This is a genomic window from Streptomyces sp. NPDC033216 (assembly GCF_055577115.1).
This window is the reverse complement of record NZ_JBVIQK010000028.1, coordinates 24,030-50,276: the sequence shown is the minus strand read 5'-3', so window position 1 is coordinate 50,276 and position 26,247 is coordinate 24,030. Positions and strand designations below refer to the sequence as shown.

Annotated in this window: 26 protein-coding genes and 2 riboswitches; of the genes, 10 read left to right on the top strand and 16 right to left on the bottom strand. The window is 71.0% G+C overall.

The window, feature by feature from the left end; all coding sequences use genetic code 11:
- Positions 1 to 119: 119 nt before the first annotated feature.
- Both ACZ5Y0_RS32455 and ACZ5Y0_RS32450 read right to left on the bottom strand, forming a co-directional pair.
- The gene (locus ACZ5Y0_RS32455) at positions 120 to 818 is read right to left on the bottom strand and encodes an SDR family oxidoreductase (RefSeq protein ID WP_469132240.1); all 699 of its coding nucleotides are present in this window, start codon (positions 816 to 818) and stop codon (positions 120 to 122) included.
- Between the two features lie 18 nt (positions 819 to 836).
- Entirely contained in the window at positions 837 to 1,376 is a 540-nt protein-coding gene (locus tag ACZ5Y0_RS32450; RefSeq protein WP_469132239.1) for an LOG family protein, read from the bottom strand.
- Positions 1,377 to 1,426: 50 nt separating this feature from the next.
- Between ACZ5Y0_RS32450 and ACZ5Y0_RS32445 the strand changes: the two genes are divergently transcribed.
- Together ACZ5Y0_RS32445 and ACZ5Y0_RS32440 are read left to right on the top strand one after the other, a co-directional pair.
- Positions 1,427 to 1,750: a DUF427 domain-containing protein gene (locus ACZ5Y0_RS32445; RefSeq protein WP_469132238.1), complete on the top strand. Its 324-nt coding sequence runs from the start codon at positions 1,427 to 1,429 to the stop codon at positions 1,748 to 1,750.
- Between the two features lie 38 nt (positions 1,751 to 1,788).
- The gene (locus ACZ5Y0_RS32440) at positions 1,789 to 2,571 is read left to right on the top strand and encodes an alpha/beta fold hydrolase (protein ID WP_469132237.1); all 783 of its coding nucleotides are present in this window, start codon (positions 1,789 to 1,791) and stop codon (positions 2,569 to 2,571) included.
- A gap of 9 nt (positions 2,572 to 2,580) precedes the next feature.
- Here ACZ5Y0_RS32440 and mnmA read toward each other — a convergent pair whose 3' ends face one another.
- Complete coding sequence (mnmA, locus tag ACZ5Y0_RS32435; RefSeq protein WP_469132236.1) at positions 2,581 to 3,705, bottom strand: tRNA 2-thiouridine(34) synthase MnmA; 1,125 nt, start codon at positions 3,703 to 3,705, stop codon at positions 2,581 to 2,583.
- Positions 3,706 to 3,791: 86 nt separating this feature from the next.
- Here mnmA and ACZ5Y0_RS32430 point away from each other — a divergent pair, with 86 nt between their 5' ends.
- The gene (locus ACZ5Y0_RS32430; protein WP_469132235.1) at positions 3,792 to 4,481 is read left to right on the top strand and encodes an N-acetylmuramoyl-L-alanine amidase; all 690 of its coding nucleotides are present in this window, start codon (positions 3,792 to 3,794) and stop codon (positions 4,479 to 4,481) included.
- A gap of 72 nt (positions 4,482 to 4,553) precedes the next feature.
- Here ACZ5Y0_RS32430 and ACZ5Y0_RS32425 read toward each other — a convergent pair whose 3' ends face one another.
- The 3 genes from ACZ5Y0_RS32425 to ACZ5Y0_RS32415 all read right to left on the bottom strand — a co-directional run bounded on the left by ACZ5Y0_RS32425 (position 4,554) and on the right by ACZ5Y0_RS32415 (position 6,605).
- Positions 4,554 to 5,723: a cysteine desulfurase family protein gene (locus ACZ5Y0_RS32425; RefSeq protein ID WP_469132234.1), complete on the bottom strand. Its 1,170-nt coding sequence runs from the start codon at positions 5,721 to 5,723 to the stop codon at positions 4,554 to 4,556.
- 433 nt (positions 5,724 to 6,156) lie between these two features.
- Positions 6,157 to 6,423, bottom strand: a complete 267-nt coding sequence (locus ACZ5Y0_RS32420) for a DUF4190 domain-containing protein (protein WP_469132233.1) — start codon at positions 6,421 to 6,423, stop codon at positions 6,157 to 6,159.
- Positions 6,424 to 6,440: 17 nt separating this feature from the next.
- Entirely contained in the window at positions 6,441 to 6,605 is a 165-nt protein-coding gene (locus tag ACZ5Y0_RS32415) for a hypothetical protein (protein WP_469132232.1), read from the bottom strand.
- 146 nt (positions 6,606 to 6,751) lie between these two features.
- On the opposite strand from ACZ5Y0_RS32415, the gene ACZ5Y0_RS32410 reads away from it, so the two are divergent.
- Complete coding sequence (locus tag ACZ5Y0_RS32410) at positions 6,752 to 7,399, top strand: TetR family transcriptional regulator (protein ID WP_469132231.1); 648 nt, start codon at positions 6,752 to 6,754, stop codon at positions 7,397 to 7,399.
- Positions 7,400 to 8,166: 767 nt separating this feature from the next.
- Here the strand turns inward: ACZ5Y0_RS32410 and ACZ5Y0_RS32405 are convergent.
- Complete coding sequence (locus ACZ5Y0_RS32405) at positions 8,167 to 9,024, bottom strand: thioesterase family protein (protein ID WP_469132230.1); 858 nt, start codon at positions 9,022 to 9,024, stop codon at positions 8,167 to 8,169.
- Positions 9,025 to 9,168: 144 nt separating this feature from the next.
- On the opposite strand from ACZ5Y0_RS32405, the gene ACZ5Y0_RS32400 reads away from it, so the two are divergent.
- On the top strand, positions 9,169 to 10,398 hold the full coding sequence (locus ACZ5Y0_RS32400; protein ID WP_469132229.1) for an alpha/beta hydrolase: 1,230 nt from the start codon (positions 9,169 to 9,171) through the stop codon (positions 10,396 to 10,398).
- Here the strand turns inward: ACZ5Y0_RS32400 and ACZ5Y0_RS32395 are convergent.
- The 9 genes from ACZ5Y0_RS32395 to ACZ5Y0_RS32355 form a co-directional block, all read right to left on the bottom strand.
- A complete protein-coding gene (locus tag ACZ5Y0_RS32395) occupies positions 10,307 to 10,963 on the bottom strand; it encodes a trimeric intracellular cation channel family protein (RefSeq protein ID WP_469132228.1) in 657 nt (218 codons plus the stop codon). The genes ACZ5Y0_RS32400 and ACZ5Y0_RS32395 overlap by 92 nt on opposite strands.
- A 64-nt stretch (positions 10,964 to 11,027) precedes the next feature.
- The gene (locus ACZ5Y0_RS32390) at positions 11,028 to 12,599 is read right to left on the bottom strand and encodes an ABC transporter ATP-binding protein (RefSeq protein WP_469132227.1); all 1,572 of its coding nucleotides are present in this window, start codon (positions 12,597 to 12,599) and stop codon (positions 11,028 to 11,030) included.
- Complete coding sequence (locus ACZ5Y0_RS32385; protein WP_469132226.1) at positions 12,596 to 13,693, bottom strand: ABC transporter ATP-binding protein; 1,098 nt, start codon at positions 13,691 to 13,693, stop codon at positions 12,596 to 12,598. The genes ACZ5Y0_RS32390 and ACZ5Y0_RS32385 overlap by 4 nt, the downstream gene beginning before the upstream one ends.
- Positions 13,690 to 14,688: an ABC transporter permease gene (locus tag ACZ5Y0_RS32380; RefSeq protein WP_469132225.1), complete on the bottom strand. Its 999-nt coding sequence runs from the start codon at positions 14,686 to 14,688 to the stop codon at positions 13,690 to 13,692. The genes ACZ5Y0_RS32385 and ACZ5Y0_RS32380 overlap by 4 nt, the downstream gene beginning before the upstream one ends.
- Positions 14,689 to 14,798: 110 nt before the next feature.
- On the bottom strand, positions 14,799 to 16,598 hold the full coding sequence (locus tag ACZ5Y0_RS32375; protein WP_469132224.1) for an ABC transporter substrate-binding protein: 1,800 nt from the start codon (positions 16,596 to 16,598) through the stop codon (positions 14,799 to 14,801).
- Positions 16,599 to 16,666: 68 nt separating this feature from the next.
- On the bottom strand, positions 16,667 to 17,674 hold the full coding sequence (locus ACZ5Y0_RS32370) for an ABC transporter permease (RefSeq protein ID WP_469132223.1): 1,008 nt from the start codon (positions 17,672 to 17,674) through the stop codon (positions 16,667 to 16,669).
- Positions 17,675 to 17,990: 316 nt separating this feature from the next.
- Positions 17,991 to 18,791: an enhanced serine sensitivity protein SseB C-terminal domain-containing protein gene (locus ACZ5Y0_RS32365; protein ID WP_469132222.1), complete on the bottom strand. Its 801-nt coding sequence runs from the start codon at positions 18,789 to 18,791 to the stop codon at positions 17,991 to 17,993.
- 253 nt (positions 18,792 to 19,044) lie between these two features.
- Positions 19,045 to 19,839, bottom strand: coding sequence for an enhanced serine sensitivity protein SseB (locus ACZ5Y0_RS32360; protein ID WP_469132221.1), 795 nt, complete (start codon positions 19,837 to 19,839; stop codon positions 19,045 to 19,047).
- Between the two features lie 199 nt (positions 19,840 to 20,038).
- A complete protein-coding gene (locus tag ACZ5Y0_RS32355) occupies positions 20,039 to 20,725 on the bottom strand; it encodes an AAA family ATPase (RefSeq protein ID WP_469132220.1) in 687 nt (228 codons plus the stop codon).
- Positions 20,726 to 20,901: 176 nt separating this feature from the next.
- Positions 20,902 to 21,001, top strand: a riboswitch (glycine riboswitch).
- Positions 21,002 to 21,118, top strand: a riboswitch (glycine riboswitch).
- A 74-nt stretch (positions 21,119 to 21,192) separates the two neighbouring features.
- Between ACZ5Y0_RS32355 and gcvT the strand changes: the two genes are divergently transcribed.
- From gcvT to ACZ5Y0_RS32330, 5 genes are all read left to right on the top strand, one after another.
- Positions 21,193 to 22,311, top strand: coding sequence for a glycine cleavage system aminomethyltransferase GcvT (gene gcvT, locus ACZ5Y0_RS32350; protein WP_469132219.1), 1,119 nt, complete (start codon positions 21,193 to 21,195; stop codon positions 22,309 to 22,311).
- A 131-nt stretch (positions 22,312 to 22,442) separates the two neighbouring features.
- Positions 22,443 to 22,820 carry a glycine cleavage system protein GcvH gene (gcvH, locus tag ACZ5Y0_RS32345; RefSeq protein WP_469132218.1) on the top strand — a complete coding sequence of 126 codons (378 nt, stop codon included), beginning with the start codon at positions 22,443 to 22,445 and terminating at the stop codon, positions 22,818 to 22,820.
- A gap of 15 nt (positions 22,821 to 22,835) precedes the next feature.
- Positions 22,836 to 24,113 (top strand): serine hydroxymethyltransferase, encoded by a 1,278-nt coding sequence (glyA, locus tag ACZ5Y0_RS32340; protein WP_469132217.1) that lies wholly within the window; start codon positions 22,836 to 22,838, stop codon positions 24,111 to 24,113.
- A 102-nt stretch (positions 24,114 to 24,215) separates the two neighbouring features.
- Positions 24,216 to 25,583, top strand: coding sequence for an L-serine ammonia-lyase (locus ACZ5Y0_RS32335; RefSeq protein WP_469132216.1), 1,368 nt, complete (start codon positions 24,216 to 24,218; stop codon positions 25,581 to 25,583).
- 104 nt (positions 25,584 to 25,687) lie between these two features.
- Positions 25,688 to 26,245 carry a glycoside hydrolase family 25 protein gene (locus tag ACZ5Y0_RS32330; protein ID WP_469132215.1) on the top strand — a complete coding sequence of 186 codons (558 nt, stop codon included), beginning with the start codon at positions 25,688 to 25,690 and terminating at the stop codon, positions 26,243 to 26,245.
- The last annotated feature ends 2 nt before the right edge of the window (positions 26,246 to 26,247 follow it).

Genomic DNA, 26,247 nt, shown 5'->3' with positions numbered 1-26,247 from the left:
GGCGGCGGCCCCGCTCACCCACGCTCGGCCGGCGGCGACAGCCCGTCCGGCGTTCCGGGGCAGGGCTCGCCGCCCGGTGGCGCATTCGCGGCCCGTTTCCGGGCCGCTGCCGCAAGCCGCTACCGCCCCGGCCGTACCGTCAGGTCGTTGACCTCCGCGTCCCGCGGCAGATCGATCGCCATGAGGACGGTCGTCGCGACGGACTCGGGATCGATCCATTCGGCGGGGTCGTAGGCCTTCCCCTCCTGCTGGTGGACCTTGGCCTGCATGGGACTGGCCGTGCGGCCGGGGTAGACGGAGGTCACCCGCACCCCGTTCCCGTGCTCCTCCGCCCGCAACGCGTCCGCCAGCGCCTTCAGCCCGTGCTTGGACGCCGCGTACGCCGACCAGTCGGCGCTCGCCCGCAGCCCCGCCCCGGAGTTGACGAACACCACGTGTCCGCGAGCCGCCCGCAGCTGGGGCAGAAAGTGCCGGGTCAGTTCGGCGGGAGCGACCAGATTGACGTTGAGCTGGTGCCGCCACGACTTGGGCGTCAGCTCGCCGACCGGCCCGAGGTCGACCACGCCGGCGACGTGCAGCAGCGAGTCCACCCGCTCCGGCAGCGTCTGATGGGAGAAGGCCCAGCTGAGTTTGTCGGGATCCGCGAGGTCACCCACGAGCGTCCGCGCTCCCGGGAAGTCCGCCGCCAGTTCCTTCGCGCGCCCCGCGTCCCGCGCGTGCACCACGATCTCGTCCCCGCGCGCGTGGAGCCGGCGGGCGACGGCCGCGCCGATGCCGGAGCCCGCCCCGGTGATCACATGAGTAGCCATACCCGCCATGCTCGCATCACCGTGGGTTCAGGCCACGGCCTGGCTCTCCTCGAGGTAGGCGAGTGCCCCGACCGGCTCCTCCGCGAAGAACACCAGGTCGGTGAGGGGCCGGGGCAGGAATCCCTCGGCATCCATGCGCCGGAACTGCTCCTTGAGGCCGTCGTAGAAGCCGGCGCTGTTCAGCAGGACGACGGGCTTGTCGGTGTGGCCGTGCTTCTTCAGCTCGAGGATCTCGGTGGCCTCGTCCAGCGTCCCCGTGCCGCCGACCATGATGACCACCGCGTCGGCCTTCTCCAGGAGCAGCCGCTTGCGTTCGGCGAGGTCGCGGGCGATGACCATCTCGTCCGCGCCGGACCGCGCCTTGGCCGCGAGGAAACCGACGGAGACCCCGCACAGCCGGCCGCCCGCCTCCTGCACGCCGTCGGCGACCACCTTCATCAGCCCGACGTCGGAGCCGCCCCACACGAGGGTGTGCCCGCCCTTGCCGAGCAGTTCGGCGAACTCGCGGGCGGGCCGGGTGTAGCGGTCGTCGAGGTCGGCGGCGGAGAGGAAGACACAGATGCGCATGCGGCCACGGTACGCGGGAAGAACCGGCGGCCCGCGAGTGCTGTCGCGGTATGGCCTACGGACACACGATCACGATCGAGCAGGGCACCCAGCACGTACGGGTCGTCCACGGGGACCAGGTGCTGGCCGAGACGGACCGGCCCCTGGTCCTCCGGGAGACCGGCTGCCCGGTGCGGTACTACCTACCCGCCGAGGACGTACGCCTGGACCTCCTGACCCCCTCCGACACCCACACGTACTGCCCGTTCAAGGGCACGGCGTCCTACTGGTCGCTGCCGGACGCGCCCGACCTCGTCTGGACGTACCCCGACCCGAAGCCGGAGGTCGAGCAGATCAGGGATCACCTGTGCTTCTACGAACCGGAAGTGTCGTAGGCCGATAAGTCCCGCGTCCTGGGGCAGTCTGCACAGGCATGGACAAGAAGACCCTTTCCCGTGACGGCACCTCCCTCGCGTACGCCCGTGCCGGGCAGGGCCCCGCGGTCATCCTGGTGAGCGGGGCCATGTCGACGGGCGGCACGGTGGCGCCCCTGGCCGGGCTCCTCGCCCAGCACTGCACCGCCTTCTGGTACGACCGCCGGGGCCGCGGCGAGAGCGGCGACACGGCGCCGTACGCGGTGGAGCGCGAGGTCGAGGACCTGGCGGCACTCATCGAGGCGGCGGGCGGCGAGGCGGCCCTGTACGGCGTCTCCTCGGGCGGCGCGCTGGCCCTGGAGGCGGCGGCAGCCGGCCTGCCGGTGAGCCGGGTGGCGGTCTACGAGGTGCCGTTCGCGGACTTCTCCGAGGGCGGCGCCGAAGACCGCGCCGCATACACCGAACGCCTGACCAGCACACTCGCCCAGGACCGCCACGGAGACGCCGTGGAGCTGTTCCTGCGTCTGACGGGCCTCGCCGAGGAGATGATCCGGGGCGCCCGCCAGTCCCCGATGTGGCCCGCCATGGAGGAGATCGCCCCCACCCTCGCCTACGACGACGCCGTCATGGGCGACGGGCTGGTCCCGCGGGAGCGGCTGGCCTCGCTCGACGTGCCGGTACTGTCCCTGGCCGGCGCAGCCAGCCCGGACTGGCTGCGCCGGGCCGCCCGAGCGGTCGCGGAGTCGGCGTCCCGAGGCACCTACCGTGCCCTGGAGGACCAGACGCACATGGTGGATCCCAACGTGCTGGCGCCGGTCCTCGCCGAATTCCTCACGCCGTAGGGCGGACGGTCACACCGCGGCGGTCTTCGCGCGCGTGGTGGAGGCGATCGTCGCCGAGCCCACCACGCGCGTGCCGTCGTAGAGGACGATCGCCTGGCCGGGGGCGACGCCGCGGACCGGCTCGCTGAAGGCCACCTCCAGGCAGCCGCCGACCACTTCCGCGGTGACCTCGGTCTCGCCGCCGTGCGCGCGGAGCTGGGCCGTGTACGTGCCGGGGGCGGTGGGGGCGGTGCCGCACCAGCGGGGCTTGACCGCGGTGAGGGCGGTGACGTCCAGGGCGGTCGCGGGGCCCACCGTGACCGTGTTGTCCACCGGTGAGATGTCGAGGACGTAACGCGGCTTGCCGTCGGCGGCCGGGGTGCCGATGCGCAGGCCCTTGCGCTGGCCGATGGTGAAGCCGTACGCGCCCTCGTGGGTGCCGAGTTTGGCGCCGGTCTCGTCGACGATGTCGCCCTCCGCCTTGCCCAGCCGCTTCGCGAGGAAACCCTGGGTGTCGCCGTCGGCGATGAAGCAGATGTCGTGCGAGTCGGGCTTCTTGGCGACCGCGAGGCCCCGGCGCTCGGCCTCCGCGCGGATCTCGTCCTTGGTGGTGACCGTGTCGCCGAGGGGGAACAGGGCGTGGGCGAGCTGCCTGTCGTCCAGCACGCCGAGGACGTACGACTGGTCCTTGGCCATGTCGGAGGCGCGGTGCAGCTCGCGGCTGCCGTCCTCGCGGACGATCACCTTCGCGTAGTGGCCGGTGCAGACGGCGTCGAAGCCGAGGGCCAGGGCCTTGTCCAGCAGCGCCGCGAACTTGATCTTCTCGTTGCAGCGCAGGCAGGGGTTGGGGGTGCGGCCGGCCTCGTACTCGGCGACGAAGTCCTCGACGACGTCCTCGCGGAAGCGGTCGGCGAGGTCCCAGACGTAGAACGGGATGCCGATGACGTCGGCCGCGCGGCGGGCGTCGCGGGAGTCCTCGATGGTGCAACAGCCCCGCGCGCCGGTCCGGAAGGATTGGGGGTTGGCGGAGAGCGCGAGGTGGACGCCGGTGACGTCGTGGCCGGCTTCAACGGCGCGGGCGGCGGCGACGGCGGAGTCCACCCCGCCGGACATGGCGGCGAGGACGCGGAGGGGGCGCTGCGAGGTCTCAGTCATAACCCTTCCAGGGTACGGGGCGCCGGGAACCGGGGACCGCGCGTATCCGTTGTGGATCTCGAGGGGCGAGGAAGGACGGGGCGGAGATGGGCGCGGAGACGGGTGCGGGGGCGGGGTCCGGGGCGCCGCAGAAGGACGCGGACCGGCGGATCGGACGGCGTGCGCTGCTGGTCGGCGGGGTGACCGCCGCGGTGGGGACGGGGGTGCTGGCGCGGGACGAGCTGGCGAAGCTGTGGTGGCGGATGCCGGGGGTGGAGAAGGCGCGGGTGGAGGGCGCGGTCGACTTCCGGGGCGCGCGGTGGCTGGCCGCCTCGACGGGGAACTTCCGCTGGGCGGACCGTCCCGGCGACTATGAGGTGGACATGGTGGTCATCCATGTCACCCAGGGCAGTCTGGCGAGCGCCGTGAAGGTCTTCCAGGACCCGGCCCATCGGGCGGCGGCCCACTACATCGTCGGCAAGGACGGCCGGGTCACGCAGATGATCCGCGAGCTGGACGTGGCGTACCACGCGGGCAACCGCGCGTACAACGAGCGCAGTGTCGGTATAGAGCACGAGGGCTTCGTGGACCGTCCGAAGGACTTCACCGACGCGATGTACGCCGCCTCCGCGCGGCTGACGGCCGGCATCTGCCGGCGGTACGGCATACCCGTGGACCGCGAGCACGTCATCGGCCATGTGGAGGTGCCGGGGACGGATCACACCGACCCCGGTGAGCACTGGGACTGGGACCGGTACATGCGGCTGGTCCGGGAGGCACACGCGGCCGCCGCGTGACTGCCGGTGCGGCGGTGGCTCCCAGGCGGTGCGACCGCGGGTCCGGGCGACGGCTGCTCGGGGGACTCCGGCTCAGGTGAGTCCGGCCGCGCGAGCCCGTTCCACCACCGGTCCTATGGCCTGGGCGACCGCCTCCACGTCGGCCTCGGTGGAGGTGTGGCCGAGGGAGAAGCGGAGCGTGCCGCGGGCCAGGTCCGGGTCGGTACCGGTGGCGAGCAGCACGTGGCTCGGCTGGGCGACGCCGGCGGTGCAGGCGGAGCCCGTGGAGCACTCGATGCCCTGGGCGTCCAGGAGCAGCAGCAGGGAGTCGCCCTCGCAGCCCGGGAAGGTGAAGTGGGCGTTGGCGGGAAGGCGGCCCTCCGGGGCCGGGTCGCCGCCGAGGATCGCGTCCGGGACGGCGGTGCGGATCGCGGTGACGAGGGTGTCGCGCAGGGCGCCGATCTCCCGGACGAACCACTCGCGCTGCTCGGCCGCGAGGCGTCCGGCGACGGCGAAGGAGGCGATCGCGGGGACGTCGAGGGTGCCGGAGCGGACGTGCCGTTCCTGTCCGCCGCCGTGCAGGACGGGTACGGGGGTGTACTCGCGGCCCAGCAGGAGGGCTCCGATGCCGTAGGGGCCGCCGATCTTGTGGCCGGAGACGGTCATCGCGGCGAGGCCGGAGGCGGCGAAGTCGACGGGGATCTGACCGAAGGCCTGGACGGCGTCCGCGTGCAGGGGGACGCCGAACTCGGCGGCGGCCGCGGCGAGTTCGCGGACCGGCATGACCGTGCCGATCTCGTTGTTCGCCCACATGACCGTGGCGAGGGCCACGTCGTCGGGGTTGCGGGCGACGGCCTCGCGCAGTGCGTCGGGATGGACCCTGCCGTGGGCGTCCACGGGGAGGTACTCGACCGTCGCGCCCTCGTGCTCGCCCAGCCAGTGCACGGCGTCCAGGACGGCGTGGTGCTCGACGGGGCTGGCGAGAACACGGGTGCGGGCGGGGTCGGCGTCCCGGCGGGACCAGTACAGGCCCTTGACCGCGAGGTTGTCGGCCTCGGTGCCGCCGGAGGTGAAGACCACTTCGCTGGGACGGGCGCCGAGGGCTTCCGCGAGGGTTTCGCGGGCTTCCTCGACCGTACGGCGGGCCTGGCGGCCGGCCGCGTGAAGGGAGGAGGCGTTGCCGGTGACGCCCAGGTGGGCGGTCAGTGCCTCTGCCGCCTCCGGGAGCATGGGCGTGGTCGCGGCGTGGTCGAGGTATGCCATGGTGAGCCGATTCTACGGCGCTGGGTCTTCGGCCCCGGGATCAGGTGACCCTGGGCCGCATCCAGGCCGCGCGTCCTGGGCCGGGTGTGGCGGGGGTGGGTGGTGCCCCACGGTCTTCGAGCCGGGGAGCAGACGGCCCTGGGGCGAGGCCGGGTCGTACCGCTCGCACAGGGCGCGCCTGGCGGCCGCCGGACGGCGACGCACCCGGCCGCGCCCGCCCTCCCCCGCTGCCGGCCTCACGCCAAGGGGGAGAGTCCCTCACCCAGCGGTACGACCGCCCCAGCGGTGGCGCCGGCCGGCGCCACCGGAGCACCCACGGCGGTGGCGACGGCCGAGACCCCGGCTCCGCCGTGACCACCGGGCCCCGGCGTGACCGCGCACAGCGGTGGCGGCTACCCGGAGCGTCCGGCCCCCCTCCGCTGCGGGAAGCCCCTCAGAAGCTCCAGGACACCGTCGAGTCCGCCTGCATGAAGGCTGCCAGGACGACCAGGTCGGCCATGCCGAGGGTGAGGCCCAGAGCGGCTCGGCCGCGGCGCTTCGTGCCTCGCCACAGGGCCACCGAGGCCAGGACGATGGCGATCGGGCCGAGGAAGACGTTGAGGACCAGGAGGCCGACGAGGCCGAGGACGAAGGACGCGACGGCCATGCCGTCGGTGTCGCGGACGCCCGTGCGGCGCGTGGCCGGTGCGGTGAGCTGCATGTCGGTCGTTCCTTCCGTCAGCGGGTCGAGGTGTGGCGGCGGCCGTGGCGCTCGCGCAGCGCGAAGATGCCGAGCCAGGCCGCGATCACGGCGGCGGCGGCGAGGCTGAAGCCGAGCGGCGCGTGGGCCACGGTGCCCATGACGACGCCGAGCAGCAGAAGTGCGGCGACGAGGAACAGCATGGGATGAATCCCCCTCCGGGACGGTTGTCGGGTCCGTCTCTCGTGTCGTTCCGGTGAACAGTTGTAGTTACAGTTGTTCACTGACTCTTGAGTCTAGCGCGTTCCACGGCTTTCCAATTACGGAGAACAGTTGTTAACTGGATGACATGAGTCACACCCTAGGCATCCGGCAGGCCCAGAAACAGAAGACCCGACAGGCGCTCCTGGAGGCCGCGTTGGGGCTACTGGAGGACCAGAGCCTGAGCAGCCTCGGCCTGCGCGAGGTCACCCGCGCCGTCGGGGTCGCCCCGACCGCCTTCTACCGGCACTTCCGCTCCATCGCGGACTTGGGCGTGGCCCTGGTCGAGGAGGCCCTGGGCAGCCTGCACGCCATGATCCGGACCACCGTGACCGCGTCCGACTCCATCGACGAACGCATCACGCGGGCCGTCGACCTGATCGCCCGTCACGTCCACACGTACCCCGCACACGTCCGCTTTATCGCCCGAGAGCGACATGGCGGGGTTCAGCCGGTCCGGGAGGCGATCCGGGACCAACTCGGGCGCTTCGCCGAGGAGGTGAGGACCGAGCTGGCCAAGGACCCCGCGGCCGAGGGGTGGAGCCAGGACGACCTGCTGATGCTCTCGCACCTCTACGTCGACCAGATGCTCATCACCGGCTCGCTCTTCCTGGAGGCGCGTGAGGCCCGGGAGTCCGGCAGGGCCTCGGCGGAGGACCTGGACCGCGTCGTCCAGCTGGCGACCCGTCAGATGCGGCTCATCAGCATCGGCCGCCGTCACTGGCTCGACTCCTGAGACGAGCGGGACCCACAGGACGGGCCACATCGCGCGGGCAGGCGGGACACTTCGGCGGACCGGAGAAGGCGTCGGGAACGGGAAGGGCGGCCGCTCGTCGCCGAGTGGCCGCCCTTCCCGCGCGGACAGCCCGCCGGTTCAGCCCTGCCGCCGCGTCCGCTGCCTCGACTGCCCCTGACCGCCGCCGGCCTGGCCGCCGCCCGACCCGCCGGCACAACCGCCGCCCTGTCCCCACCCGGACCACCTCCCCGCCCCCGCCGGGCCCCGCCGCTCGGCACGCCCGAGGGGACAGCGGCCGGCACGCCTGTCGGGGTGCCGGTGGGGGCACCCGTCGGAGCCCCGAGGCAGTAGCCGCCGACGCCACGGCTCCCGTAGGGGTGGTTCCCGCGGGGGCGGCTCCCGCAGGCGCTCCGGACGGCGCCTCCGAGAGCATCGCGCTCGGCACCCCCGTGAGCATCCCGCTGGGCCGCCCGCACGCCTGCCGCCCGGGTGTGCCGCCGTTCGACGACGCCGAGTCGCCCGACCCGCAGGCCGCGAGAGCGGGCGGCGTGAGCGCCGGCAGGGCGGCCGCGGGGGGGAGACGTACCGGCGTCGTCGGCGCACACCTCATGAGAGACAGCTCCGGAAAGGACGAGGAAGGTCCGAGACCGCCACTCGACCGATGGTGCCCGGGTGTTGCTCGGGATCTCTCTGTCCGCCGCCTGTCGATCAGGCGAACGGGCGGCTCAAGACACCCAGGGAGAGCCGGTGGTCGACCCGGAGCGCCATCACGCGAGGCGCACGCGCGCCAGTTGCCGCGACTGGGCCACCAGCCGGTCCTCGCTGTCCCACACCTCGCCGTCCTCCTCCAGGAAACCGCCCGCGAGGTTGCGGGTGGTGAGGGAGACGCGCACGGGGCCGGGTGCCGGGCGGCAGCGGACGTGGACGGTCAGCTCGATCGTCGGTACCCAGCCGGCGATGCCGAGGTCGAAGGCGGTGGGCGGCAGGGCGTCCACCGCGAGCAGCAGGGAGAGCGGGTCGGCGTCCCGGCCGTCGGCGAGTCCGAACCAGGCCCGCATCTCACCCTTGCCGGAAGGCTGTCCGAGCGCCCATCCGACGGTCGCCGGGTCGAGCTTGAGCATCAGCCGCTCGGCGATGGGCTGCTGGTCGGCGTCAGGGGCCGGGACGGGCCCGTCCTCGGGGCCGAGGCACTGGCCGATCGGCGGGAAGGCGGGCGGCCTGGCGGAGGTGCGGACGTCGTCGGGAAGGGCGTCGAGGTCGCCGTAGGAGGCGAGGACGCGGATCCGTTCGACTTCGCGGCCCTCGCCGTCGTACTGGAAGAGCGAGGCCTGGCCGGTGGAGAGGGTACGGCCGGCGCGGACGGTCTCGGCGCGCACGACCGCCGGGCCGGGGCGCGAGGCGCTCAGATAGTGCGCCGTGACGGTGACCGGGTCGCCGTGCGGGAGGGCGTCGGCGAGCGCGCGGCCCAGCACGGCGAGCAGGTAGCCGCCGTTGACGGCACCGAAGACGGTCCAGCCGGCCGAGAGGTCGGTGTCGTACACGCCGGGCTCGCGGAGGCGCACGGCGGTGTCTCGGTCGAACTCACTGTCACCGAGGGTGGCGGGGACGATGGCTACGTCAGGCATGCGTGAACGGTACAACAGGCAATTACTAAGCGGTAGCTTTTCTGGTGGTCTCCCCATCGCGTTCAGGTGAAGGGCGGGCAATTTCCCGGTAAGTGTCCGCACTCGTCCGTAAACCTCGGGCCCGCGTTTCCCCTCTCCACAGACATGAGCCTGACCGGGACCCCGTTCCTCTACACCCTGATCGCGCTGTCCGTCGTCGCCGTCGCCCTGCCGCTGTCGCTGTGGTCGCGCCTGCGCGGACCCCGGGTGCTGCGTGCCGCGGCCCGGATGCTGATGCTGATGTTCGCCCAGGGGACGGCCGTCGCGCTGGTCTTCGTGCTGGTCAACAACGACAACAACCTCTACGACGACTGGGCCGACCTGCTGGGCACCGGCAACCATGTGCAGCAGGCCGCCGACCTCGGCGCCGACGGCACCGGCGGTATCGCCCTGGAGCGGCTGCCCCCGGTCCGGCAGACGCTCACCCGCGCCGACGGGCCCGGCATGCACGCGGCCGGCGGGGTGCGCGTCACGGAACTGAAGGGCCGCGTCTCCGGTGTGAACGCCGAGGTCTACGTGTGGCTGCCCCCGCAGTACGACGACCCCGCCTACCGGCACCGCAGGTTCCCCGTCGTGGAACTGCTGCCGGGATATCCGGGGTCACCGAAGGCGTGGTTCGGGGCGCTGGGTGTTCACGAGCAGTTGCTGCCGCTGATGCGCGACGGCAGGGTGGCGCCGTTCATCCTGGTCGCGCCGCGCACCACGCTCCTGCCCGGCGTGGACACCGGCTGCGCCAACGTGCCCGGCAGGGTCAACGCCGATTCCTGGCTGAGCCTCGACGTGCCGAAGATGGTGAAGGACAACTTCCGTGCCGAGCCGTCCCCACAGGGCTGGGCGGTCGCCGGCTACTCGGCCGGGGCGCACTGCGCGGCCAAACTGGCCGTCGCCCATCCGGACCGCTACCGGGCGGCGGTGAGCCTCTCCGGCTACAACGACCCGATCGGCGAGCGCGACTCCCTCCCCGCGCGGAACCCCGCCCTGCGCCGGGCGAACAACCCCTACCTGCTGCTGCGGGCAGCCGCCACCCCGCCCGCCGTCTCGCTGTACGTCTCCGGCCAGCCGCACGACGGCTACGAGGCGGGCCTCGCCCTCCAGGGGGCTGCGAAGGCACCGACGGTCGTCCACGTCGTCCACGTCCCGAAGAGCGCCGGCGGTCACAACATGGCGCTGTGGCGGCCGCAGGTGGTACCCGCCTTCCGCTGGCTGACCACACAGCTCGACCTGCGGGGCGTGGCCGGTGGCGCTACTCCTCCCGCACCGTCGAGCGACGGTTCCACGCACGCGGAGCTCGCCAGTGGAACCGCATCGCGAGCAGCCGCAGGACGAACGCCGTGAGCGCCGCCAGCCCACTGGCCAGCGGGGTGAGGACCTCGTAGCGGAGGCAGACCGCCACCATCGTGGCGCCGACGATCGCCGGGACCGCGTAGAGGTCGCGGTCCCAGCGCAGCAGTGAGGGCACCTCGTTCGCGAGGACGTCGCGCAGTACACCGCCGCCGACGGCGGTGGCCAGCCCCAGGGCCGCGGAGGCGGTGAGCCCCAGGCCGTGGTCGTACGCCTTCACGGTGCCCGAGACGCAGAACAGGCCGAGGCCCGCCGCGTCGAAGACGTTCACGCCGGACTGAATGCGCTCCACGTGCGGGTGCAGGAAGAAGACGAGGAGGGCGGCGAGCAGCGGGGTGAGGAAGTAGCCCAGGTCGGTGAAGGCCGCGGGCGGCACCGCCCCGATGATCACGTCCCGGAAGATACCGCCGCCCAGCGCGGTCACCTCGGCGAGGACGGCGATGCCGAAGACGTCGAAGTTCTTCCGCACGGCCAGCAGCGCGCCAGAGATCGCGAAGACGAAGATGCCGATCAGGTCGAGCGTGTGCTGGACGGACGGGCTGAAAAGTTGGTGGAGCACCCCACTATTCTCACCCAGCACAGAGCCCCTGCCTTACATTGCAAGGCAGGGGCTCGTTTACCGCTTACTTCTCCTTGGCAGGAGGCTCCTCTTCGGAGGCGGCGACCTCGGGGGCGTCCGCCTTAGCAGCCTCCACCTTGGGAGCCACCGCCTCGGGGGCGTCCACCTTGGGAGCCACCGCCTCGGGAGCCACCGTCTCGGGAGCGTCCGCCTTGGGAGCCACCGTCTCGGGAGCCACCACCTTGGCAGCCTCCACCTTGGGCGCCACCGCCTCGGGAGCCACCGCCTTGGGAGCCACCACCTTGGGAGCCACCGTCTCGGGAGCCTCCACCTTGGCAGCGTCCGCCTCGGGGGTCTTCGAGGCGTCCGCGTCGGCCTCGGGAGACTCGGCCGCGGAGGGCGCGGAAGCCTCGGGAGCCGAAGTGGCCGGGGACACCGACGCCGCCTCGACCTCCGCCGCCACCGCCGCCGACGTCTGGGCCGACTCCGCGAGCACCTCGTCGGCCACCAGCTCCGCCGCTTCCTTCGCGGCCGTCAGCAGGACGGTGTCCTGCGGAGCCTGGTCCTCGAAGTTCTCCGGGTGGTGGCAGGCGACCTGCTGGCCCGGCCGCAGTTCGACGAGCTTCGGCTCGGTCGTCCTACAGATCTCCGTCGCCTTCCAGCACCGGGTGTGGAACCGGCAGCCGCTCGGCGGGGAGATCGGCGAGGGCACGTCACCCTTGAGGAGGATGCGCTCGCTCTTGGCGTTCTTACGACTCGGGTCCGGAATCGGCACCGCCGACATCAGGGCCTTGGTGTACGGGTGCATCGGCGTCTTGTAGAGCAGGTCGCGGTCGGCCAGCTCGACGATCTTGCCGAGGTACATCACCGCGATCCGGTCCGAGACGTGCCGGACGACCGAGAGGTCGTGCGCGATGATCACATACGTCAGACCCAGCTCCTGCTGGAGGTCGTCGAGCAGGTTCACGACCTGGGCCTGGATCGACACGTCCAGCGCCGAGACCGGCTCGTCCGCCACGACCAGCTTCGGGTTCAGCGCGAGCGCGCGGGCGATGCCGATGCGCTGGCGCTGACCGCCGGAGAACTCGTGCGGGTAGCGGTTGTAGTGCTCGGGGTTGAGGCCGACGACCGACAGCAGCCGCTGCACTTCCTTCTTGACGCCGCCCTCGGGCGTCACGCCCTGGAGCTTGAAGGGAGCGCCGATGATCGTGCCGATGGTGTGCCGCGGGTTCAGCGACGAGTACGGGTCCTGGAAGATCATCTGCACGTCGCGACGCAGCGGACGCAACCCGCTGACACCGAGGTGCGTGATGTCCTTGCCCTGGAACTCGACCTTGCCGCCCGTCGGTTCGAGCAGCCTGGTGATCAGCCGGCCCATCGTGGACTTGCCGCAGCCGGACTCGCCCACCACGCCGAGCGTCTCGCCGGCGCGGACCTCGAAGTCGAGGCCGTCCACCGCGTGCACGGCGCCGACCTGCCGCTGGAGCAGGCCCTTCTTGATCGGGAAGTGTTTCTGCAGCCCGGTCACCTTCAGCAGGACCTCGCCGGGGGCGGCGTCCTTGGTGAGAGTGGCGGCGCCGCCACTCGGCTCGCCGTCGGTCTGCGCGGGAATCTTCACCGCTTTCTCGTCACTCACAGCTTCGGCGCAATCTCTTCGGTCCAGATACGCTCCCGCTGCTCCTTGCCCAGGTGGCAGGCGGCCCAGTGGCGGCTGCCGACCTCGGCCAGCTCCGGGCGGACCGTGCGGGTGACGTTGTCCTTCGGGAGGTCCGCGTACGGGCAGCGCGGGTTGAAGGCGCATCCGGACGGGACGTTGATCAGGGAGGGCGGGGAGCCCTTGACCGGGATCAGGCGCTCCTGCTGGTCGCGGTCGAGGCGCGGCATCGAGCCGAGCAGACCCCAGGTGTAGGGATGGCGGGGCTCGTAGAACACCTTCTCCGCCGGACCACGCTCGACGCACCGGCCGCCGTACATCACCAGGAGGTCGTCGGCCAGTTCGGCGACGACACCCAGGTCGTGGGTGATGACGATGACCGCGGAGCCGAACTCCTTCTGGAGATCGCGGATCAGGTCGAGGATCTGTGCCTGGACGGTCACGTCCAGGGCGGTCGTCGGCTCGTCCGCGATGAGCAGCTCGGGGTTGTTCACCAGCGACATCGCGATCATCGCGCGCTGGCGCATACCGCCGGAGAACTCGTGCGGGTAGTTGTCCACCCGCTTGTCCGGCTGCGGGATGCCCACCCGGTCGAGCATCTCGACCGCGCGACGCTTGGCGGTCTTCTTGTCGACGTCGTGGTGGATACGGTACGCCTCCACGATCTGCTGACCGATCGTGTAGTACGGGTGCAGCGCCGACAGCGGGTCCTGGAAGATCATCGCCATCTGACGGCCGCGCAGCTTGCGTACGTGGTCCGGGTCGGCGGACAGCAGCTCGGTGCCGTCCAGCCAGATCTCGCCGGAGATCTGGGCCTTGCGCTTGCCGTACTGGCCGGCGGTGTGCAGGCCCATGATGCCGAGCGAGGTCACCGACTTGCCGGAGCCCGACTCGCCCACGATGCCGAGGGTCTTGCCCTTCTCCAGCTGGAAGCTGAGCCCGTCGACGGACTTGACGAGACCGTCGTCGGTCGGGAAGTGCACTTTCAGGTCGCGCACTTCGAGGAAGGCGCTCGGCGCGGGCGAGACGGCGGTGGGTTCGCCCACGGCCGCTCCGCTCTTGCTGAGGTCGGTCATGTGAGCCTCACTCGGGGGTCGATCACGGCGTACAGGATGTCCACCACGAGGTTGGCGACGAGCACCGCGAGGGAAGTGATCAGGGTGACACCCAGGATGACGGGCAGGTCCTGGTTCTTGATGGCGTTGAGCACCGCCTGGCCGAGGCCGGGCAGGTTGAACGCCGTCTCGGTCAGGATCGCACCGCCGATGAGGGCGCCCAGGTCCATGCCCAGCATGGTCAGCAGCGGCGTCATCGTCGAGCGCATGGCGTGCTTGCCGATGACGACCCGCTCGTTGAGGCCCTTGGCGCGGGCGGTGCGGATGTAGTCCTCACCGAGGATCTCCATCATGGTGGCCCTGGTGATGCGCGCGTACATCGCCGCGTACAGGAACGCCAGGGTGACCCACGGCAGGATCATGCCGCCGAACCAGCCGGAGAGGCTGTCCTCCAGCGGGACGAACTGGCCGTCGAACAGGTCCAGCCCGTACACGAAGATCGAGAGAGCGACCATGCCGGTGAAGTAGATGGGGAGGGAGACGCCCGACAGCGCGATCACCATCGCGCCGCGGTCCCACAGGCTGCCCCGCTTGAGCGCGGAGAGCACACCCGCCGAGACGCCGAGGATCAGCCACAGCACGGCGGCGCCGAGCGCGAGGGCCAGCGTCACCGGGAAGCGGTCGGTCAGCACCGGCCAGACGGCCTGCTCACTGCGGAAGGAGTAGCCGAAGCACGGCGCGGCGCAGTTGATGGAGTCTCCGCCGCCCGTGTAGGTGCGTCCGACGAAGATCCCCTTGAAGAACTCCCAGACCTGGGCGTAGATCGGGTCGCCCAGACCCAGCTTCTCGCGCACACCCTCGACCGCGGCCGGGTCGGCCTGCTTGCCCACGAAGCTCAAGGCGATGTCGACGCCGGCCCACTTGGGGATGAGGAAGAAGATGCCGAAGACCACCATGACGATGACCACAAGCATCACTGCGGCGGCGAACAACCGCCTGATGAGGTAAGCGAGCACAGCTCTCGGCCCGCCGCGGACCGCGGGCCACCGGAGATCATCCGGTGGCCCGCGCTCACGCTGCGCCGGCCTTCACCTGCCTTTCGTGCCGTTCGGCGGGTGTGCCGGGACTACTTCTTCGGGTTCTTCAGACCGAGGTTCACGAAGTCGTACTGACCGCTGTAACCGTCGGTGGTGTAGACGTTCGCCAGGTTGTCCGAGCGCCAGTTGATGAACTTCTCGAAGACGAAGGGCAGGTAGTACGCGCCCTCCATCACCTTGTGGTTGATCTCCGTGGCGATCTTGGTCTTGCCGGCGTCGTCCAGGGTGGTGACGTACTGGGCGAACAGACCGTCGATGGTCTTGTCCTTGATGAGCGCGTAGTTGTTGTTACCGCTCTCGGAGATGTACTTGCTGTTCCACAGCGGCAGACCGAAGCCCTGGACGGAGGGGAAGTCCGGACCCCAGCCCATGATGATGATGCCGTAGCCCTTCTTCTTCACGTTCGAGGGGCTGCCGATGATGCCGGCGGTCTGCGAGCCGTCGTACTGGTCGATCTCGGCGGTGATGCCGATCTTCTTCAGCGAAGCCTGGAGGGACTGGGCCGTGGCCACCTCGACCGGCTTGTTGTTGCGGACCGCGATGGTGGTCTTGAAGCCGTTCGGCTGACCGCAGGCCTTCAGGGCCGCCTTGGCCTCGGCCACGTTGCCGCTCTTGTTGTCACCGGCGAGCTTGTACGGGTCGTACTTCTGGCCCTCGGCGCCCGGGACGGACGGCGGCAGCATGTTGGTGCCGATGTCGCCACCGGCGATCGGGCCACCACGCGCGGTCTGGAGCGACACGTGGTCGGCGCCGAGGATGACGGCCTTGCGGCACTCGATGTTGTTGAACGGCGCGACGCTCTGCGGGAAGACCGCGTAACGGACGTAGCCGGAGACCGGGTTGTCCAGGTTGGCCTTGTGCTGCTTCAGGGCGGTGGTGCGGCCCTGCGGCGACATGCCGGTCTGGTTCAGGTCCAGGTCCAGGTCACCGCTCAGCAGACGCTGGTCGAGCTGGTTGGCGTCCGAGAAGAACTTGATGGTGATCTCGTCCGGGTAGGCCTTGCGGACCGGGTCCGAGGCCTGCTTCCAGTTGGTGTTGCGGACCAGCTTGAGGTCCTTGCCCGGGCTGTAGGACGCGAACTTGTACGGGCCCGACGAGAACGGCTTCAGGCCGTACTTGGCCTTGGTGTCCTTGTCCTGGCGGACCGGCGAGGCCGAGACCAGGGCCAGCATCTCCTCGAAGTCCGAGTTGGCCACGGGGAGCTTGAAGACGATGGTCTTGTCGTCCGGCGTCTCGATGGCCTTCAGGCCGAGCTTGTCGGCGGAGGTGTCCTTGTAGGGACCCTTGTACTCGCCCTTGGGGTCGAGGACGTCCTTCAGGTACGTCGGACCGCCGGACAGCACGTCCTGCGCCCACACGCGCTCGATGCCGTACTTCACGTCCTTGGACGTGATCGGCTTGCCGTCCTCCCACGTGACGCCGTCACGCAGGGTGTACGTGTAGGTCTTGCCGTCGTCCGTGATCTTCGCGGTCGCGGTGGCCAGGTCCGGAGTGATCTCGGCACCGGCCGCGCCCGGCTCCGTCTTGTTCGTGACCAGCTGACGGCTGTAGTAGCGCGCGAAGTTCCACATCATGCCGTAGTAACCGCGCGTGGTGTCCCACGAGTCGGCGTCCTGCGCGGCACCGAACTTCAGCGTGCCGCCCTTCTTCGCGGCGGACGCCTGGGCGACCTTGTTGTTCGCGGCGTCGAAGCCGGCGGCGCCGTTCTTCGAACCGTTGTCGCCGTCGTCCGAACCGCCGCCGCACGCCGCCGTGGTCAGCAGCGCGGCGACCGCGGCAGCAGCGGCAAATGCCTGCTTCCGCCGCCCTGAGGTGCGTTGGGTAGTCACGATCTCGGATCCTCCGGATTGATGAGAGACCCCGTGTGTGTGCCACGGGACAGTTGGGGTACGGCGGTTCAGCGGGAGGCCTTCGGGTCCAGCGCGTCCCTGACGCCGTCGCCGAAGAGGTTGAAGGCGAGAACGGTGATGAAGATCGCCAGGCCCGGGACCACCATGTACATGGGGTCGGACTCGTAGTAGTCGATCGCGCTCGACAGCATCTGCCCCCACGAGGCCGTGGGCGGCTTGACGCCCACGCCCAGGAAGCTGAGCGCCGCCTCGGTGAGGATGTTGGTGGGGATCATCATCGTGGTGTAGACGACGATCGGGGCCACGAGGTTGGGCAGCAGCTCCTTGAACAGGATGTACAGCCGTCCGGCGCCCAGCGAACGGGCGGCCTCCACGTACTCGCGCTCCCGCAGGGAGAGCGTCTGACCGCGCACCACGCGCCCGATGTAGGGCCAGCCGAAGAAGCCGATGACCAGGATCATCACGAAGACCCGCACGTTGGAGCCGGTGAGGCCCAGCAGGTCGCTCGGCATGACGGAGACCAGCGCGATGATGAACAGCAGCTGGGGGAAGGCGAGCAGACCGTCCATGACCCGGCTGACGACCGAGTCGACCCAGCCGCCGAAGAAGCCGGCCAGGATGCCGAGGACGGTGCCGAGGATCACGGCGACGACGGCCGACAGGAAGCCGACCAGCAGGGAGATCCGGGCACCGTAGAGGATGCGGGCGAAGATGTCGCGGCCGTTGACCGGCTCGACGCCCAGCAGGTGGTCGCCGCTGATGCCGCCGAGGGAGCCCGTGGGGGTGCCGAACAGCGGGTCGATGAGGTTCTCGTGGTACTCGTTCGGGTCCTGGCCGAGGATCGAGGTGATCACCGGGGCCAGCAGCGCGACCACGACGAGGAAGAGCACCACGATGCCGCCGGTCAGGGCGAGCTTGTCCCGCTTCAGGCGCTCCCAGGCGATCCGACCCAGGGAACGCCCCTGTACGGCCTTCGCGTCGGCGGTGGCCACCGCCGCTTCCTCGGCCGGGCTCGGGGCCGCTTCCGCGGTCGGCTCGTGCAATGGTGCCGTCATCTGGCAGGGACCCCTCTCAACCGGCGGTAACCGGCCCACACTTGCCGCTGTAGCGGCGTGATCAGTCCGTCGTACACAAGGGCGAAAGCACCCCTGATGCGGGAGTCTTCAACGCTTTGGCGATCTGTAGCCAGACTTGAAGGGGAAAGGATGCGTAAACGTGATGCTCTCAGGAGGATTCCGTTATCCGGACGATGGGTAGCGGGGGTCGGACACGCACAAGTCGCGATAGAGCCACCCATAAAGGGACTTACCACCCTGATCTACGCGCGAAGATTCACCGTGCCCACCTCACGGAGATGAGCGGCGGGGCGCTTCAGTAGCGGCCGGCCGGCGGGAAGCCGTAGCCGCTCGCGGGGGACTGCGCGGCCGGGGCGGCGGGTGCGTGGGCCTCACGGTCGTAGAAGGGGCGGGCGTGGGCGCGCATCCACAGCACGACCGGGTCGTGGTCGTCACTCATGGTGACCGTGGAAACCGGCAGTCCGTCCGGCACGGCGCCGACGGACTGGTGCATCATCGCCCGCACCGCGTCCACGGCCTGCGGGGAGGTGTCGTACACGTCGAGCCCGAGGGCGAGGTAGGGCGCGCCGAGAGCGGGCTGGACCCAGGCACGGCGCAGGGAGCGCAGGGCGGGGGTGCGGTGCGCGTTCTGCGCGAGCAGGGCGTAGAAGTGCGGGATGTCGATGGCCGGCTCGGACAGCCGCAGCGGCCCGGCCGGCTGGCGGTCCAGGCCGGTGGCGATCCGGCGCAGGTCGAGCCAGGGGATGCCGACGCCGCCGCCGGGCGCGTGCGGGTTCAGCCAGAGGCCGTAGTGGTCGGGGTAGAGGGTGCGGGCCACGTCCAGCCCGTCGACCACCTCGTACGACCGGTTCCAGCCGCTCGCGGACAGTTCCTGGGCGGAGGTGACACAGGGGGCGTAGCCGTGTCCCTCGACGTCCATCGTGCCGTACTGGGCGTCGGGGGAGCCGGCCTGACCGTGCCACAGCAGCATCCACACCTGGCCGGTGCCCGGGGTCGCGAGGGCGCGCAGGAGCGCCTCGTAGGCGTCGTAGCGCCCGGGGGTCACCTGGCGCAGCATGTGCTCGACCTGCCCGGCCGCGATGCCGCTGGCGCTCACCTGTACCGCCCCTTCGATAAGTTGCCCCGCTTCCGGGAGACCAGCTTAGGTGTCTTCGCCGACAACGGGTGCCCCCGAGGGACCGGCTTGTCCGTCGCCGGCGAGGCCGGATCGGGACGGCCCGCGACCGGGTCGGGACGGCCCGCCGCACGCGTGCGTCGACGGCGGGGACGGGCGGGCCGGTCAGGGATCGCCCGCCTGGCCTCGCGGCGCCGCCGCGCACCGGCAGGGGCCGCCCCCGTGGCGGGTGCGTTCAGTGGATCCGGGAGTAGAAGGGCCGGACGCGTTCCTTCAGCCAGCGGGCCACCGGGTCCTCCGTCACGTCGAGGAGGACGAGGTTGACCGGCCAGGGCGCCGGGGCTCGGCCGAGCGCCTTGCCGAGGGCCTCCAGGGGAAGCGCCCGCAGATCGCCCTCCCACTGGGAGAGTTCGACGCCGACGAACATCACGGGGTCGGCCGTCTCGATCGCGGCGAGGCAGCGGCGGGCGGTGAGGACCACGCCGATCGCCTCGAACTCGGCGGAGGCGGCGGACAGGAAGTCCACCGGGTCGTCCTGCCAGTCGGGCTCGTGGAGGCGGACGCGGCCTCCGCTCGCGGGGCCGTCCAGCGGGGTACGGCCGGTCCGGCACAGCTCGGCGACGGCCATCGGGGGCAGTGGGATGCCGACCGTGCCGTCCGGGTTCACGAGGATGCCGACCTGCGGAGGCAGTCCGCGGGCGAACTCGACGGCCGGGGCGACGGTGTACGCCATGTGCGCGCCGACGACCTGCCGGAACTGTTCCTCGGAGCTGAAGACCGGCACGTACGCCTGCCCCTGTAGCTCCAGGGTGGGCAGGTCGAGAGGGCCGCTGTGCGGGCCGCCCCCGCCGGGCAGCGGCACCCACACGAAGCTGCGGCCGAGCACCTCCACGACGCGTCCGCCGGCCCCCGGCACGCCGAGGGAGGCGGAGAGCACCTCCTCCAGCTCGTTGCCTGGCCATCCGCCGTGCGAAGGGGGGTGTGCCGGTGCCGGGAAGTCCGCGGGGAAGTCCGCCGGGGGGAAATCCATCTGCCTACCGCCTGCTGGGAACCACTGGGTGTGGCTCAGAAGGCTATCGGGTACGGGGACGGGCCCTCGGCCACCGGCCGGGGCGCGCGAGCGGGCGGTCGGGCGGTCAGGCGGTCGGGCGGTCAGGCGGTCAGGCGGTCGGGCGGGCGGGGCGGTCAGGCGGTCGGGCGGGCGGGCGGTCAGGCGGTCGGTCGGGCGCTCAGCCGGTGAAGTCGATGCGGCGCAGGGTGTCGGCCGCGGCGCGGTCCAGGAGGACCGTCGAGCCGCAGCCCGCGGGAAGACGGCCCGTCTGCGCCGCGCGCAGCAGGCGGGAGGCGGCCCCGCGGTGGCGCCGGAAGGCGTACCGGGAGACGCCGCGGCCGCGCTCGCGCTGGCCCTCCAGGGCGGTGTCGACGGGGACGTCGAGCAGCACCAGGTGCAGGGTCCCGCCGCGACGGCGGGCCTCGCGGGCCAGCCAGGCCCGCACCCAGGCCTGCGTACCGCAGTCGTGGACGACGACGCCCTCGCCGGTGCGCAGGGCGCGGCGCAGACCCGCGTAGTGCGCGAGGCGGACGAGGGGGCGGTACAGGGCGTACGGCAGGGCGCTCGGCATGCGGGCGTCCCAGCGGTCGCGGGTGTCCTGGGAGTCGATGCGGACGCCCGTGACGGCGCGCCTCATCAGCGTCGACTTGCCGCTGCCGGGCAGTCCCGTGACCACGACCAGGTCGCGGGGCCCGAACGTCAGAGCGTGCGGGCTGTGGCCGGCGCGGTCACGCAGGTCGCGGAGAACCGGGGCGGGCGGTGCGCCGCACGCCACCTGGGGTGGGGCCTGTGGCTGCGCGGGCAGTGCGAGCGCCGGGCCGGTCGCGCGTGCGGAACCGGTCGCGAGTGCCGTGGTCCTGTTCACCGTCTTCGTCCTCCCCTGGGGTCAGACAAGTCTTCTCCCCGTCGAGCGTAAAGAGAAGGTAATGCGCTTCCTCTCGCGTTTTCATGCGCTTACCGCCACAGGCCGGTTACAGATGCGGCCTGCCGTGATCGGGCGCGGCGTGCGATGATGGCCGCGCCAACTGCATACCGGCCGTTTGAATCCGCGCGGGAGAGTCCCCACCGACAGCGTCGCTGGGGCGCCGAAGGAGCAAGTCCCTCCCTTGAATCTCTCAGGCCCCGTTACCGCGCGGGCGAGGCACATCTGAAAAGCGAGTCACCCCTCGGTGGCTCCACCCAAGGTGCAAGCCATGATCGACCCCGTTCGCGGGCGGTCATGGCGAACCTCTCAGGTTCCGATGACAGATGGGGAGGAACGACCTCGCTTCCCCCCACGCTCGGCTTCGCTCGCGCGGGAGGGACCCCATCGCCCTGGGAGACGAACGCCCGATGAGCAGTACCCCGCTCCGCCACACCGCCCTCGATGCCCTGCATCGTTCGCTCGGCGCCACCATGACCGACTTCGCCGGCTGGGACATGCCCCTGCGCTACGGCTCCGAGCGCGACGAGCACAACGCCGTGCGCTCCCGGGCCGGCCTCTTCGACCTCTCCCACATGGGCGAGATCACCGTCACCGGCCCGCAGGCGGGCGCGCTGCTGAACTTCGCCCTGGTCGGCAACATCGCGGCCGTGGGCGTGGGCCGTGCCCGCTACACCATGATCTGCGACGCCGACGGCGGCATCCTCGACGACCTCATCGTCTACCGGCTCGCCGACACCGAGTTCATGGTCGTCGCCAACGCCTCCAACGCCCAGGTCGTCCTGGACGCGCTGACCGCGCGCGCCGAGGGCTTCGACGCCGAGGTGCGCGACGACCGCGACGCCTACGCGCTCCTCGCCGTCCAGGGACCCGAGTCCCCCGGCATCCTGAAGTCGCTGACCGACGCCGACCTCGACAGTCTGAAGTACTACGCCGGCCTGCCCGGCACCGTCGCCGGCGTCCCCGCGCTCATCGCGCGCACCGGCTACACCGGCGAGGACGGGTTCGAGCTGTTCGTGAAGCCGGAGCACGCCGTCGAGCTGTGGCAGGCCCTGACGAAGGCCGGTCAGGGCGTCGGCCTGACCCCGTGCGGCCTGTCCTGCCGGGACACCCTCCGCCTGGAGGCGGGCATGCCGCTGTACGGGCATGAGCTGTCGACCGCGCTGACCCCCTTCGACGCCGGCCTCGGCCGGGTCGTGAAGTTCGACAAGGACGGCGACTTCGTGGGCCGCGCGGCGCTCGCCGCGGCCGCCGAGCGCGCCGAGACGGACCCGCCGCGCGTCCTCGTCGGCCTGGTCGCCGAGGGCCGCCGCGTCCCGCGCGCCGGGTACGCCGTGGTCGCGGGCGGCGAGGTGATCGGCGAGGTCACCTCCGGCGCCCCCTCCCCCACGCTGGGCAAGCCGATCGCGATGGCGTACGTCGACGCCGCCCACGCGGCTCCGGGCACGCCGGGTGTCGGCGTGGACATCCGGGGCAGCCACGAACCGTACGAGGTCGTGGCGCTGCCGTTCTACAAGCGTGAGAAGTAGAGACTGACGTTCGGCCGAAAAAGCCGGGCAGGCCCCTCGCGCGTGACCCTGCGCACATTTCCGCTGTTCACGCGCGTTCCCAGCCGTCCCCCATTCATCAGCACTCCCCCGCGTACAGGAGAATTCAGGCCATGAGCAACCCCCAGCAGCTGCGCTACAGCAAGGAGCACGAGTGGCTTTCGGGCGCCGAGGACGGCGTCTCGACGGTCGGCATCACGGAGCACGCGGCGAACGCGCTCGGCGACGTGGTCTTCGTCCAGCTCCCCGAGGTCGGTGCCACGGTGACCGCGGGCGAGTCCTGCGGCGAGCTGGAGTCGACCAAGTCGGTCAGCGAGCTGTACGCGCCGGTCACCGGCGAGATCGTCGAGGTCAACCAGGACGTCGTGGACGACCCGGCGCTGGTGAACTCGGCCCCCTTCGAAGGCGGCTGGCTGTTCAAGGTACGCGTCACGGACGAGCCGGCCGAGCTGCTCTCCGCCGACGAGTACACCGCCTACATCGCCGGCTGAGAGGTCGAAAGACGCATGTCTGTCCTGAACACGCCCCTGCACGAACTCGACCCGGAGATCGCCTCGGCGGTCGACGACGAGCTGCGCCGCCAGCAGTCCACGCTCGAGATGATCGCCTCGGAGAACTTCGCTCCGCTCGCCGTCATGGAGGCGCAGGGCTCGGTCCTGACCAACAAGTACGCCGAGGGCTATCCCGGCCGCCGCTACTACGGCGGCTGTGAGCACGTCGACGTCGCCGAGCAGATCGCGATCGACCGGGTCAAGGAGCTGTTCGGCGCCGAGTACGCCAACGTCCAGCCGCACTCGGGCGCCTCCGCCAACCAGGCCGCCCTGTTCGCGCTGGCCCAGCCGGGCGACACCATCCTGGGCCTCGACCTGGCGCACGGCGGTCACCTGACCCACGGGATGCGGCTGAACTTCTCCGGCAAGCAGTTCAACGTGGTCGCGTACCACGTGGACGAGGCCGGCCTGGTCGACATGGCCGAGGTCGAGCGGCTCGCCAAGGAGCACCGCCCGAAGGTGATCATCGCGGGCTGGTCGGCGTACCCGCGCCAGCTGGACTTCGCCGAGTTCCGCCGGATCGCCGACGAGGTCGAGGCGTACCTGTGGGTGGACATGGCGCACTTCGCCGGTCTGGTCGCGGCGGGCCTGCACCCGAACCCGGTCGAGCACGCGGACGTGGTGACCTCCACGACCCACAAGACGCTGGGCGGCCCGCGCGGCGGCATCATCCTCGCCAGGCAGAGCTTCGCGAAGAAGCTCAACTCGTCCGTGTTCCCGGGCTTCCAGGGCGGTCCCCTGGAGCACGTCATCGCGGCGAAGGCGGTGTCCTTCAAGGTCGCGGCCTCGGACGACTTCAAGGAGCGCCAGCGCCGCACCGTCGAGGGCGCGCGGATCCTCGCCGAGCGGCTGACCGCGCCGGACGCCCGTGCGGCCGGGATCAACGTCCTGTCCGGCGGCACCGACGTGCACCTGATCCTGGTCGACCTGCGCGAGTCCGAGCTGGACGGGCAGCAGGCCGAGGACCGTCTCCACGAGGTCGGCATCACCGTCAACCGCAACGCGGTCCCGAACGACCCGCGGCCCCCGATGGTCACCTCGGGTCTGCGGATCGGCACGCCCGCCCTCGCCACCCGCGGCTTCACGGCCGAGGACTTCGCCGAGGTCGCGGACGTGATCGCGGAGGCGCTCACGGCACCCTCCCCCTTCGGGGGGGCCGACGTGGAAGCCCTGAAGGCCCGGGTCGTCACCCTGGCGGAGAAGCACCCGCTGTACCCCGGTCTCAACAAGTAGTTCCCGTTCTCCGAGGGGTTTCCGGGGATGTCCCGCACACTGGTCAGTGGGCGGGGCATCCCGCCGGGAGCCCCCTGCACCACCCCGTATTGAGGAGTTCCCGTGGCCATCTCGGTCTTCGACCTGTTCTCGATCGGCATCGGCCCGTCCAGCTCCCACACGGTCGGCCCGATGCGGGCGGCGCGCATGTTCGCGCGGCGTCTGCGCAACGAGGGCCTGCTGGGCTCCGTCGCGTCCGTGCGCACGGAGCTGTACGGCTCCCTGGGCGCGACCGGCCACGGCCACGGCACGCCCAAGGCCGTCCTGCTCGGCCTCCAGGGCGAGTCGCCGCGCACGGTGGACGTGGAGGCGGCGGACGCGGAGGTGGAGCGGATCAAGGAGTCGGGCCGCATCCGGCTGCTCGGCGAGCACGAGATCCCGTTCTCCTTCGACGACGACCTCGTCCTGCACCGGCGCGAGACCCTCCCGTACCACGCGAACGGCATGACGCTCTGGGCGTACGACGCCGAGGGCGGGGAGCTGTTGTCGAAGACGTACTACTCGGTGGGCGGCGGATTCGTCGTCGACGAGGACGCCGTCGGCGCGGACCGGATCAAGCTGGACGACACGGTCCTGAAGTACCCGTTCCGCACGGGCGACGAGCTGCTGCGTCTGACGCGTGAGACGGGTCTGTCGATCTCCTCGCTGATGCTGGAGAACGAGCGGGCCTGGCGCACCGAGGAGGAGATCCGCGAGGGCCTGCTGGAGATCTGGGGCGTGATGCGGGCCTGTGTGGCCCGCGGCATGTCCCGCGAGGGCATCCTGCCGGGCGGTCTGCGCGTCCGTCGGCGCGCCGCCATGACGGCTCGTCAACTCCGGGCCGAGGGCGACCCGTTGGCCCACTCCATGGAGTGGATCACGCTGTACGCGATGGCGGTGAACGAGGAGAACGCGGCCGGCGGCAGGGTGGTCACCGCCCCCACGAACGGCGCGGCCGGCATCATTCCCGCCGTCCTGCACTACTACGTCGACTTCGTCCCCGGGGCCGACGAGGAAGGTGTTGTCCGCTTCCTCCTCGCCGCCGGCGCGATCGGCATGCTCTTCAAGGAGAACGCCTCCATCTCCGGCGCCGAGGTCGGCTGCCAGGGCGAGGTCGGGTCCGCCTGCTCCATGGCGGCGGGCGCGCTCGCGGAGGTCCTCGGCGGCTCCCCCGAACAGGTCGAGAACGCCGCGGAGATCGGCATGGAACACAACCTCGGCCTCACCTGCGACCCTGTCGGCGGTCTGGTCCAGATCCCCTGCATCGAACGCAACGGCATGGCCGCGGTGAAGGCGGTCACGGCGGCGCGGATGGCCATGCGCGGTGACGGCACGCACAAGGTGTCCCTGGACAAGGTCATCAAGACCATGAAGGAAACCGGTGCCGACATGTCGGTCAAGTACAAGGAGACGGCACGGGGCGGGCTCGCGGTGAACATCATCGAGTGCTGAACTCGCGGCGCGCCGACGGGGAATGGAAGCAGAGGTTCCGCCGTCGGCGTGTCGGGGCATAAGACAACTCCCGTCAGTTCTGCTGCACTTCCGGGAGTTGCCCCATGCTCCGTGGTGTCGACGTCAGCGCCTATCAGTCCTCCGCCTACTCCACCGAGGGTCTCTCCTTCGTCTTCGTCAAGGCGACGGAGGGGCGTACCTACGTCAATCCCAAACTCGCCGCCCAGACCAAGCGGGCGCGTGACGCCGGGCTGGTCGTGGGCTTCTACCACTTCCTGTGGCCCGGCAACCTCAGCGCCCAGGCGGAACACTTCCTCGCCAAGGCCCCGGACCGCCCCGGCGACATCCTCGCCGTCGACTGGGAGACGACCGGCGAGGGCACCCACGCGAGCAACGCGGAGAAGGACCGCTTCATCCGGAAGCTGAAGTCGCTACGGCCGCGCAACCGGGTCGTCCTGTACTGCAACAGGACGTACTGGCTGAACGTCGACGACACCTCGTACGCCGGCGACGGACTCTGGATCGCCGACTACGTCAGCGCCGGCAAGCCCCGCATCAAGGCGAAGTGGCGCTTCCACCAGTACACCGACGAGCCTCTCGACAAGAACATGGCGAACTTCGCGAGCCGGGCGGCGCTGCGGGCGTGGGTGACGGTGGACTGAGC

What these genes read in the sequence shown, in the direction of transcription:
- ACZ5Y0_RS32455 (WP_469132240.1), bottom strand. Translation starts at nt 818, where the DNA reads ATGGCGGGTATGGCTACTCATGTGATCACCGGGGCGGGCTCCGGCATC.
- ACZ5Y0_RS32450 (WP_469132239.1), bottom strand. Translation starts at nt 1,376, where the DNA reads ATGCGCATCTGTGTCTTCCTCTCCGCCGCCGACCTCGACGACCGCTAC.
- ACZ5Y0_RS32445 (WP_469132238.1), top strand. Translation starts at nt 1,427, where the DNA reads ATGGCCTACGGACACACGATCACGATCGAGCAGGGCACCCAGCACGTA.
- ACZ5Y0_RS32440 (WP_469132237.1), top strand. Translation starts at nt 1,789, where the DNA reads ATGGACAAGAAGACCCTTTCCCGTGACGGCACCTCCCTCGCGTACGCC.
- mnmA (WP_469132236.1), bottom strand. Translation starts at nt 3,705, where the DNA reads ATGACTGAGACCTCGCAGCGCCCCCTCCGCGTCCTCGCCGCCATGTCC.
- ACZ5Y0_RS32430 (WP_469132235.1), top strand. Translation starts at nt 3,792, where the DNA reads ATGGGCGCGGAGACGGGTGCGGGGGCGGGGTCCGGGGCGCCGCAGAAG.
- ACZ5Y0_RS32425 (WP_469132234.1), bottom strand. Translation starts at nt 5,723, where the DNA reads ATGGCATACCTCGACCACGCCGCGACCACGCCCATGCTCCCGGAGGCG.
- ACZ5Y0_RS32420 (WP_469132233.1), bottom strand. Translation starts at nt 6,423, where the DNA reads ATGCAGCTCACCGCACCGGCCACGCGCCGCACGGGCGTCCGCGACACC.
- ACZ5Y0_RS32415 (WP_469132232.1), bottom strand. Translation starts at nt 6,605, where the DNA reads ATGCTGTTCCTCGTCGCCGCACTTCTGCTGCTCGGCGTCGTCATGGGC.
- ACZ5Y0_RS32410 (WP_469132231.1), top strand. Translation starts at nt 6,752, where the DNA reads ATGAGTCACACCCTAGGCATCCGGCAGGCCCAGAAACAGAAGACCCGA.
- ACZ5Y0_RS32405 (WP_469132230.1), bottom strand. Translation starts at nt 9,024, where the DNA reads ATGCCTGACGTAGCCATCGTCCCCGCCACCCTCGGTGACAGTGAGTTC.
- ACZ5Y0_RS32400 (WP_469132229.1), top strand. Translation starts at nt 9,169, where the DNA reads ATGAGCCTGACCGGGACCCCGTTCCTCTACACCCTGATCGCGCTGTCC.
- ACZ5Y0_RS32385 (WP_469132226.1), bottom strand. Translation starts at nt 13,693, where the DNA reads ATGACCGACCTCAGCAAGAGCGGAGCGGCCGTGGGCGAACCCACCGCC.
- ACZ5Y0_RS32370 (WP_469132223.1), bottom strand. Translation starts at nt 17,674, where the DNA reads ATGACGGCACCATTGCACGAGCCGACCGCGGAAGCGGCCCCGAGCCCG.
- ACZ5Y0_RS32360 (WP_469132221.1), bottom strand. Translation starts at nt 19,839, where the DNA reads ATGGATTTCCCCCCGGCGGACTTCCCCGCGGACTTCCCGGCACCGGCA.
- gcvT (WP_469132219.1), top strand. Translation starts at nt 21,193, where the DNA reads ATGAGCAGTACCCCGCTCCGCCACACCGCCCTCGATGCCCTGCATCGT.
- gcvH (WP_469132218.1), top strand. Translation starts at nt 22,443, where the DNA reads ATGAGCAACCCCCAGCAGCTGCGCTACAGCAAGGAGCACGAGTGGCTT.
- glyA (WP_469132217.1), top strand. Translation starts at nt 22,836, where the DNA reads ATGTCTGTCCTGAACACGCCCCTGCACGAACTCGACCCGGAGATCGCC.
- ACZ5Y0_RS32330 (WP_469132215.1), top strand. Translation starts at nt 25,688, where the DNA reads ATGCTCCGTGGTGTCGACGTCAGCGCCTATCAGTCCTCCGCCTACTCC.